General features: G+C 73.0%; 5 protein-coding genes. 4 read left to right on the plus strand and 1 reads right to left on the minus strand.

Annotated features, from left to right (window positions below; all coding sequences use genetic code 11):
- Nucleotides 1–153 precede the first annotated feature (153 nt).
- Complete coding sequence (locus ABT130_RS00830) at nucleotides 154–4,710, plus strand: type VII secretion EssC family protein (protein ID WP_350951725.1); 4,557 nt, start codon at nucleotides 154–156, stop codon at nucleotides 4,708–4,710.
- Nucleotides 4,711–4,757: 47 nt separating this feature from the next.
- On the opposite strand, the gene ABT130_RS00835 is transcribed toward ABT130_RS00830, so the two are convergent.
- The gene (locus tag ABT130_RS00835; protein ID WP_030907662.1) at nucleotides 4,758–5,030 is read right to left on the minus strand and encodes a WXG100 family type VII secretion target; all 273 of its coding nucleotides are present in this window, start codon (nucleotides 5,028–5,030) and stop codon (nucleotides 4,758–4,760) included.
- Nucleotides 5,031–5,203: 173 nt separating this feature from the next.
- Here ABT130_RS00835 and ABT130_RS00840 point away from each other — a divergent pair, with 173 nt between their 5' ends.
- The 3 genes from ABT130_RS00840 to ABT130_RS00850 all read left to right on the plus strand — a co-directional run bounded on the left by ABT130_RS00840 (nucleotide 5,204) and on the right by ABT130_RS00850 (nucleotide 9,430).
- Nucleotides 5,204–5,926 (plus strand): SDR family NAD(P)-dependent oxidoreductase, encoded by a 723-nt coding sequence (locus tag ABT130_RS00840; RefSeq protein WP_350951727.1) that lies wholly within the window; start codon nucleotides 5,204–5,206, stop codon nucleotides 5,924–5,926.
- Between the two features lie 90 nt (nucleotides 5,927–6,016).
- The gene (locus tag ABT130_RS00845) at nucleotides 6,017–7,771 is read left to right on the plus strand and encodes an acetyl/propionyl/methylcrotonyl-CoA carboxylase subunit alpha (protein WP_350911815.1); all 1,755 of its coding nucleotides are present in this window, start codon (nucleotides 6,017–6,019) and stop codon (nucleotides 7,769–7,771) included.
- Nucleotides 7,772–8,059: 288 nt separating this feature from the next.
- Nucleotides 8,060–9,430, plus strand: a complete 1,371-nt coding sequence (locus ABT130_RS00850; RefSeq protein ID WP_350951729.1) for a hypothetical protein — start codon at nucleotides 8,060–8,062, stop codon at nucleotides 9,428–9,430.
- Nucleotides 9,431–9,554: the final 124 nt, after the last annotated feature.

The raw sequence follows: 9,554 nt of genomic DNA on the forward strand, positions 1-9,554 counted from the left end.
GGTATAAACAGCTGCCGCCTACGGAGAGTTATCCACAGGCTGGGATGTTTTCCACATACCGGGTCGCGCGCCATGAGATTGCCGCGAACACCCTCTCGGACCCCGTTTCCACTCTGTACGGTGGATCCGGGGCCTGACCCGAGGAGAGCGTCGATGCGGATCATGCTCACCGTGCTCAGCGAGCACGCCGACCGCGATGTCGTGGTCGAGGGCGACGAGACGACCACGGTGGCACGGCTCGCGGAGTCACTCGCGGGCCAGGGCGGCGAACATCCGAGCAACGTGGTGCGGCTGACACGCAGCAAGGCCCCGTACGGGCTGGGCCGCGACTCGGCCGGGGCCGAGCCCCCGGCGCTCTGGCTGGACGGCCGCCCCCTCGACCCCGCCGCCCCCGCGCTCGGCCTGCTCCGCGACGGCGACCTGGTCACCCTCGACCGCTCGCTCGCCATGGCCACCCTCGCCGAGGAGCCCGGCGGGATCGTGGAGATCCGGGTGGTCGGCGGGCCCGCCGCCGGGTCGGTGCACCGCCTCAGCCTGGGCGTGCACACCATCGGCTCCGACCCCGCCTGCTCGGTGGCCGTGTCCGACCCCCGGCTGCCCGCGCTGGCCGCCGTGGTGCGGCTCACCCCGGACGCCATCACCGTGGAGCCGGGGGAACCGGGGGACAGGGCCGGTGCCCTGCTCGACCGCGAGCGGCTGGCAGGTCCGCTGCCCTGGCCCGAGCACGCCCTGCTGAGCTGCGGCGGCAGCGTGCTGACCCTCAAGGCGGTGGAGCCGCCCGACGCGCACCTGGACGCGCAGCCGGACGGCGGCCTGGCCTACAACCGGCCGCCCAGGTTCCGCCCGCCGGGCGGCGCGCGGCGTTTCGAGGTCCCGGCCGAGCCCAGGCGGGCCGAGACCATGCGGCTGCAACTGCTGACCGCGTTCCTGCCCGCGGCGCTGGGGTTCGGCATGGCCTGGGCGCTCCAGACGTGGTACTTCCTGCTGTTCGCGCTCATGACACCGCTGATCATGATCGGCCAGTGGTGGAGCGACCGGCGGCACGGCCGCAAGCAGTACCGCCGGCAGCTCAAGGAGTACCGGGAGCGGCTGAAGGTCTTCGAGGCGGCCGTGGAGCGCGCCCGTGCCGACGACGAGACCGCCCGCCGCGCCGCCGCGCCCGACCCCGCCGAGGTGCTGCTCACCGTGACGGGCCCCCGGCGGCGGCTCTGGGAGCGGCGCGACCACGACCCCGACGCGCTGCGGCTCCGGGTCGGCCTCGCCGACCTCCCCGCCGACCTGGAGTTCACCCCCGAGCGCTCCGCGCCGGCCGACGCCCCGATGCCCGCCCCGCCCACCTGCCAGGCGGTACCGGTGGCACTTGCCATGCGCCGCCTGGGCGTCGCCGGTCTGACCGGGCCCAGGGAGACGACGGCCGGGCTGGCGCGCTGGCTGGTCGGCCAGGCCGCCGCCCTGCACAGCCCGCGCGACCTGGCGATCGTCGTGCTCTCCGCGCACGGTGACGGCGAGGAGCACTGGAGCTGGGTACGGTGGCTGCCGCACTGCGCCCCGCGCGGCGGCGAGGACTGCGTGGTCCTGGTCGGCGCCGACCCCGAGGCCGCGGCCCGCAGGGTGAGCGAGCTGGCCGCGCTGATCGACGAGCGCCTCGGCGACGACGCCGCCGCGGGGCCCGCGGCCAGGCTCGGCCGCGTACCGGCCGGCTGGGGCGATCTGGGGGGTGGCGGGTCCGAGCAGCCGTACGCCGCCCCCGTCTACGACGAGCGCCCCTACGACGTGCTGGTGGTGCTCGACGGCGCGCAGGTGCTGCGCGCGCTGCCGGGCATGCCCCAGGTGCTGCGCCAGGGACCCCGCGCGGGCGTCTACACCCTGGCGGTGGACGGCGACCAGCGGCTGCTGCCCGAGGAGTGCGCCACCGTCGCCGCCATGCAGGCCGACGGCACCGTGCGGCTGCGCGGCGGCGGTCTGGACGACCTCGGCGAGATCCTGGCCGACCAGGTGACGGCCGCCTGGTGTGACCGGCTGGCCCGCTCGCTGGCGCCGATCCGCGACGTCAGCCGCGACGACGCCGGCCTCGCCCTGCCGGGCTCCGCGCGGCTGCTCGACCTGCTGGAGCTGCCCTCCGTCTCCGGTGCGGCCCTGGCCGAGCGCTGGGGCCGGGCGACCGAGGCCGTGGTGGGGGTGGGCCCCGAGGGACCTTTCTCGGTCGACCTGCGCAGGGACGGACCGCACGCGCTCATCGCGGGCACCACCGGCGCGGGCAAGTCGGAGCTGCTGCAGACCCTGATCTGCTCGCTGGCGGTGGCCAACAGGCCGGACGAGATGACGTTCGTGCTGATCGACTACAAGGGCGGCGCCGCGTTCAAGGAGTGCGTGCGGCTGCCGCACACGGTGGGCATGGTCAGCGACCTCGACGGCCACCTGACCCAGCGGGCCCTGGCCTCACTGGCCGCCGAGATCCGCCGCCGTGAGCGCCTGCTGCTGGCCGTGGGAGCGAAGGACATCGAGGACTACCACGAGCTGCGCGACGCCCGCACCGCCCGCGCCTCCCGCGACCTGCTCGTCGCCGGGGGCGGCGCGCCGGTCAGGCCGCTGCGCGGGCGCGCCGAGCCTCCGGCCCCGCTGCCCCGGCTGGTGCTGGTCATCGACGAGTTCGCGGCCATGGTCAGCGAGCTGCCCGACTTCATGACCGGACTGGTCGACATCGCCAGGCGGGGGCGCTCGCTCGGCATCCACCTCATCCTCGCCACCCAGCGCCCCGGCGGGGTGGTGACCGCCGACATCCAGGCCAACACGTCCCTGCGGATCGCGCTGCGGGTCACCGAGGCCACCGAGTCCACCGACGTCATCGACCGCCCGGACGCCTCGTACATCCCCAAGTCCGCTCCCGGCCGGTGTTATGTGAAGTCGGGCGCGGGCGCGGCGACGGCGGTGCAGACCGCGCGGATCGGCGGACGGAGCCCCGGCGTCTCGGGCGGCGAGGCCAGGGTGCGGGTGACGGAGGTCGGCTGGCAGGCTCTGGGACGCCCCAGGCCGGCGCGCGCGGGAGTCGAGGGAGGCCACGTCACCGACCTGTCCGTACTCACCGACGCCCTCGTCGAGGCGGCCCGCGTCGCCGGAGTCGCGGAGCAGCCGAGCCCCTGGCTCGAACCGCTCCCCGAGCTCATGGTCGTCCCCGGCCTCTCCACACCGTCCACCGGTCTGCCCTACCGGGCGGGGGCCGAGGAGGTGCCGCCGCTGGCCTTCGGGGTCACCGACATGCCCTGGGCGCAGGACCGGCGGGCACTGGCGCTCGACCTCGCGGGAGGAGGGCACCTGCTCGTCGCGGGCGCCTCGCGGAGCGGGCGGTCCACTGCGCTGCGCACGCTCGCGGGGGCGATCGCCGGCCAGACCTCCCCCGACGACGTGCACGTGCACGCGATCGACTGCGGCTCGGGGGCGCTGCTGCCCCTGATGGCGATGCCGCACTGCGGTGCCGTGGTGACGCGCGACCAGCTCGACCGGGTGGATCGGCTGCTGGCCCGGCTCCGCGCGGAGGTGGGGCGGCGCCAGCAACTCCTCGCCGAGGCCGGGTACGCCTCACTGGCCGAGCTGCGCGCCGGCACGGACGGCCCCCGGCTGCCGTGGCTGGTCCTGATGCTCGACCGGTGGGAGGGATTCGTCGCCGCGTTCGAGGGCTACGACTACGGGCGGCTGATCGATTCGCTGATGCAGCTGCTGCGGGAGGGACCCGCGGTCGGGCTGCGGGCCGTGGTGACCGGTGACAGGTCCGTGCTGCTCGGGCAGATCTCCACGGTCTTCGACGACCGGCTGATCCTGCGGCTGGCCGACCCGTCCGACTACGGCCTGGCCGGGCTGCCGGTCAAGGACCTGCCCACGACCCTCGCGCCGGGCCGCGCGCTGTCCGTCGGCGAGTACGGCACGACCGAGAGCCAGATCGCGCTGCTCTGCGACGACCCCTCGGGACCGGCGCAGGTCGCCGCGCTCCAGGCGCTGGCCCGGTCGGCACCGGAGATCACCGCCGACCCGCCGATGCGGGTGGACGCGCTGCCGATGCGCGTCACCGCGGCGCAGGTCCTGGATCTGGTGCCCTCCTTCCGGCCGCCGTCGCCGTTGTGGGCGCTGTTCGGTGCCGGGGGCGACTCGCTGGCCCCGCTCGGCGTCGACCTGCTCGCCCACGGCCCCGGCGCGGTCGTCGCGGGGCCGCCCAGGTCCGGCAGGTCCACGGCACTGCTGACCGCCACCCACTCCCTGCTCTCCCAGGGCACCCCCACGGTCCTGGTGACTCCCCGGCGCAGCCCGCTGTGCACGCTGGTGGACACCCCGGGCGTGCTGGCCGTGCTGGACGCGAACGGTGACCTGCACGAGGCCGTCGCGGGGCAGGACCGCTACGTCGTGATCGTCGACGACGCCGAGCTGATCTCCCCGGACTCCCCCCTGGGCACCGCGCTCGAACAGGTGCTCCGGAGCGGCAGGGACGGCGAGCACGGCATGATCATCGGCGGTACCACGGGCGACCTGACCACCGCCTACCGAGGTTTCGCGGCCGAGACCCGCAAGGGGCGCACCGGCCTGCTGCTCTCGGTCCAGAGCCCCGCCGACGGCGACCTGTTCACGGTCCGGCTGCCCCGCGGCGCGGTCGGCGGCCCCCCGGGACGCGGCCTGCTGGTGACCCTGGGCTCGGTGACCCCCGTTCAGGCGGCCATCACCTGAAAATGCCCCGGTCTTTCCAGAACCGGGGCATTTCGGCGGGCCGTTTCCTATCGCGTGGCGGACTCGATATTGCCGCGGTAGGTGTTGATCACCCGAGAAGCCTCGCCGAGCTCCTCGGACATGCGCTGGAAAGCGGCGCGGTAGTTCTGCCAGGCCTCGCTGAAACGCTGGGCGCCGGGCCCCGTCCAGGCCGTTCCGACCTTCGCCGCCTCCCTGTCAAGGGCGGCCACGGTGGCTCTGACCTGGTCGGCCTGCTGGGTGAACTGGGTGGCCATCTGCTGCATTTCCGCGGGGTTGCCGCCGAGCAAGTTCTGGCTCATGCCAGTCTCCTTCGGATCGGTGTCGGGGGTTGGTCACCAAACGAAATCACGATAGGCGTACGGATCACAGGGGTATCCGGGATATACCGAGCGGCTATGGACGTTCCCTTCCCCACTGAGAGGCTAACGTTCTTCATTGTCTTGATTTTTAGTGATTCAAGGAGATATGGGCAGTGCGTGAGATTGTGGTGACGGGCGGAGGCACCGGGATCGGCTACGCCATCGCGACGGCGTTCGCCGCGCAGGGCGACCGGGTGACCGTCACCGGGCGGCGCGAGCAGGTGCTCAAGGAGGCGGCCGACCGGCTGGGCGTCTCGTATGTGGCGTTCAACGCGGCCAACCCGGTGGCGGTGGGCGAGGCGCTGGAACGGCTGCCGGCGCGGGTGGACGTGCTGGTCAACAACGCGGGCGGGAACACCAACCTGGACCGCGTGCCGTCCGGCGACGACCTGATGGACGTGGCGGAGGGCTGGTGGGCCAACCTCAACGCCAACCTGATGTCGGCCGTACTGGTCACCAGCGCGCTCATCCCGCGCCTCGCCGAGGGCGGCCGGATCATCACGATCGGTTCCATCGCGGCCAGGGGCACCGGCTCCGGGTCCTACGGCGCGGCCAAGGCGGCCGTGGAGGCGTGGACCGCCGACCTGGCCGCCGAGCTGGGGCCGCGGGGCGTCACCGCCAACGTGGTCTCCCCCGGTCTGATCGTGGACACCGAGTTCTTCCGGGGCCGTCTCACCGAAGAGGGGGTGCGCCGCAGGGTCGAGGGCACCAGAAACGGCAGGGCCGGGACCCCGGACGACGTCGCCGAGACCGTGAGGTTCGTCGCCTCCGCCGAGGCACGCCACGTGACCGGGCAGGTTCTGCACGTCAACGGCGGCGCGTACCTGGGCAGGTAGGACCCCCCTCGGTTTCGCCATCAAGCGCCGCTTACACTCCGTTGGAGGCCCGCCAGCCCCCTGTTCGCACGCCTGAAGGGAACGACGTCGGTGCATAAGGTCTTGATCGCCAACCGTGGTGAGATCGCGGTGCGAATCGCCCGCGCGTGCAAGGACGCCGGGTTGGCCAGCGTCGCCGTCTACTCCGACCAGGACCTGGACGCACTCCATGTCCGGGTCGCGGACGAGGCGCACGCCCTTGGTGGCCAGACGCCCGCGGAAACCTACCTCGACATCACCAAGCTGCTGCGGGTCGCCGCGGAGACCGGGGCGGACGCCGTACACCCCGGCTACGGCTTCCTGGCCGAGAACGCCGACTTCGCCCAGGCGGTCATCGACGCCGGCCTGACCTGGATCGGCCCGCCGCCGGCCGCGATCACCGCGCTCGGCGACAAGGTGCAGGCCCGCCACATCGCGCAGAAGGTCGGCGCGCCGCTCGTGGCCGGCACCAAGGATCCGGTCTCCGGGAGCGAGGAGGTCGTCGCCTTCGCCGCCGAGCACGGCCTGCCGATCGCGATCAAGGCCGCCTACGGAGGCGGCGGGCGCGGGCTGAAGGTGGCGCGCACCGCGGAGGAGATCCCCGAACTGTACGACAGCGCGGTCCGCGAGGCGGTCACCGCGTTCGGCAGGGGCGAGTGCTTCGTCGAGCGCTACCTGGACCGTCCCCGGCACGTGGAGACCCAGTGCCTGGCCGACACCCACGGCAACGTGGTCGTGGTGTCCACCCGTGACTGCTCGCTGCAGCGCCGCCACCAGAAGCTGGTCGAGGAGGCACCCGCCCCCTTCCTGACCTCCGAGCAGCTCGACCTGCTCTACACCAGTTCCAAGGCGATCCTGCGCGAGGCGGGCTACGTCGGGGCCGGCACCTGCGAGTTCCTGGTGGGCCAGGACGGCACGATCTCCTTCCTGGAGGTCAACACCCGGCTGCAGGTCGAGCACCCGGTGACCGAGGAGGTCGCCGGCGTCGACCTGGTACGGGAGATGTTCCGCATCGCCGACGGCGAGGAGCTGGGCTACGGCGACCCGGTGCTGCGCGGCCACTCGATCGAGTTCCGGATCAACGCCGAGGACGCCGGGCGCGGCTTCCTGCCCGCCCCCGGCACGATCACGCGGATGAGCGCCCCCTCCGGCCCCGGGGTGCGCCTGGACGCCGGCTACGAGGCCGGCATGACCGTCCCGCAGTCCTTCGACTCCCTGGTCGCCAAGCTGATCGTGACCGGAGCCAGCAGGGCACAGGCCCTGGAGCGCTCGCGCCGGGCGCTGGCCGAGTTCGAGATCGACGGCATGCCGACCGTGCTGCCCTTCCACCGTGCCGTGGTGGCCGATCCCGCGTTCACCGGCGAGCCGTTCTCGGTGCACACCCGATGGATCGAGACCGAGTTCGACAACACGGTCGCGCCGTACGCAGGAGAGCACGGCGCGGCCGAGGAGCCGGGCGAGCGGCAGCGGATCACCGTCGAGGTGGCCGGCAAGCGGCTGGAGGTGGTGCTCCCCGCGGGGTTCGCCGCCGGGAACCCCGGCTCGGGCGGCGTGGCGTCGAAGGCGCCGCGCCGGGGCGGCGGCGGGGTGGCCAAGAAGGCCGCGAGCGGCGACTCGCTGGTCAGCCCGATGCAGGGCACGATCGTCAAGGTCGTCGCCGCCGACGGTGACACCGTCGCGGCCGGTGACACGATCGTCGTGCTGGAGGCGATGAAGATGGAGCAGCCGCTCGCCGCGCACAAGGCCGGCACCATCACCGGACTGGCGGCACAGGTCGGCCAGACCGTCACCTCGGGCGCCACGATCTGCGAGATCAAGGACGTCTGAGGTCCCGCCCGGCGCGGTGTCCGCCCACGTTCACCGGCTTCGGCATGCCGTCCCGGTCGCCCCGGAGATCCGGCGGGGATTCATGGACATCGCGCCGGGGCCAGGCTCCGGAGCCCCGGCCACCCTCGCTGGAGCCTTCGCGTGCGCGGACCCGCGCGGACCGTGGCACGACGATCACACACCGGATGCCCGGGTAGACGTCTGACGCGGTTCGGAAAAGGATACGGTCGGGATGTAGGAACTCTGCCGTCCACTCATTCGTCTTCAGGACGAAGGAGGCTTTCTGCCGTGACCACGATTAGAACCGCGCCAGGCCGTTTCGGTGCCATGCTCATGGCACTGTTCGCCGGGCTGCTGGCCGTTTTCATGCTCGCCCCGGCGGCCCACGCCGCGGCGCCAGACCCCAGCGCGATCGTCTCGGAGCTGAAGGACGGGGACCGCTTCTACGCCGATCCCGCGGCGGGCCTGCCCGCCAATGCCGTCGACGCCATGCGCAGCGCCACCGAGAAGACTTCCTCCGTCTACGTGGCGCTGCTGCCCGAAGGCTCGATCAGCAGCCAGTCCCAGGCGAAGACGCTGCTGAGCTCGGTCCTTAAGGGCGTCGGTCCCAAGTCGACGGTCCTGGTGATGAGCGGCAGGACCCCGTTCGGCGTCACGAACATCAAGGGCATCGACGTCGACGAGCTGCTCGGACGGGCCAAGACCAACAGCCCGACCGACAGTGTGATCAACTTCACCAAGCTGGCGAACGACGCGGGGATCGGCGGCGGCGCCCCCGCCAACTCCTCCGACTCCTCCAGCTCCAGCTCCTCCAGCGGCTCCAGCACCGGCGTGCTGGTCGGCATCCTGGTGCTGGCCGCGGCCGGTGGCGCGGGCATCTTCTTCTACTCCCGCAAGAAGAAGAAGGATCGCGAGATCCGTGAGGCCGCCGAGCTGGCCGCGGTCAAGCAGACCGTGGACGAGGACGTCACCAAGTTCGGTGAGGAGATCACCGACCTCGACACCGACGTCAAGCTGCTCGGCGACGGCGCCGACCACCTGCAGGACTGGCAGCGCGCCCTGGACTCCTACGAGCGGGCCAAGGTGGAGCTCGCGGCGGTCAAGCGCCCCGACGAGCTCCGCGGCGTGACCACCGCGCTGGAGGAGGGCCGCTACGCCCTCGCCTGCGTGAAGGCGCGCGTCAACCACCAGCCGCTGCCCGAGCGACGCTCCCCGTGCTTCTTCAACCCGCAGCACGGGCCCTCCGTCCGCGACGTGCGCTGGGCCCCGCCCGGCGGCGCGCTGCGCGACGTGCCCGCCTGCGCGGCCGACGCCGAGGCCGTCGAGCGCGGCTTCGAGCCCCAGACGCGCGAGGTCATGGTCAACGGCCAGCGCCGCCCGTACTACGACGCGGGACCGGCCTACCAGCCGTACGCCTACGGCTACTACGGCGGCTTCGGCGACGTCATGACCGGCATGCTCGTCGGCACGATGATGGGCAGCATGCTGAGCGGCGGCTTCGGCGGCGGCTACGGCAGCTACGGCGCCGGCTACGAGCAGGGGGTCGCCGACAGCGGCACCGACTTCGGCGGTGGCGGCGACTTCGGCGGCGGCGGCTGGGGTGACTTCGGCGGCGGCGGCGACTTCGGTGGCGGCGACTTCGGCGGGGGCGACTGGTAGTCCCACCCGCGTAAAACGACGCCGGGCGCGCTTCCCCTTCGGGGGAGCGCCCCCGCCGGGGACGGAGCCCGGCCCCCGCCGACCCGCAACCCGCTGCGGGGGAAGAGATAGGTAGAGGGGCGGG

The organism is Streptosporangium sp. NPDC001681, assembly GCF_040298085.1.
GTDB lineage: Bacteria > Actinomycetota > Actinomycetes > Streptosporangiales > Streptosporangiaceae > Streptosporangium.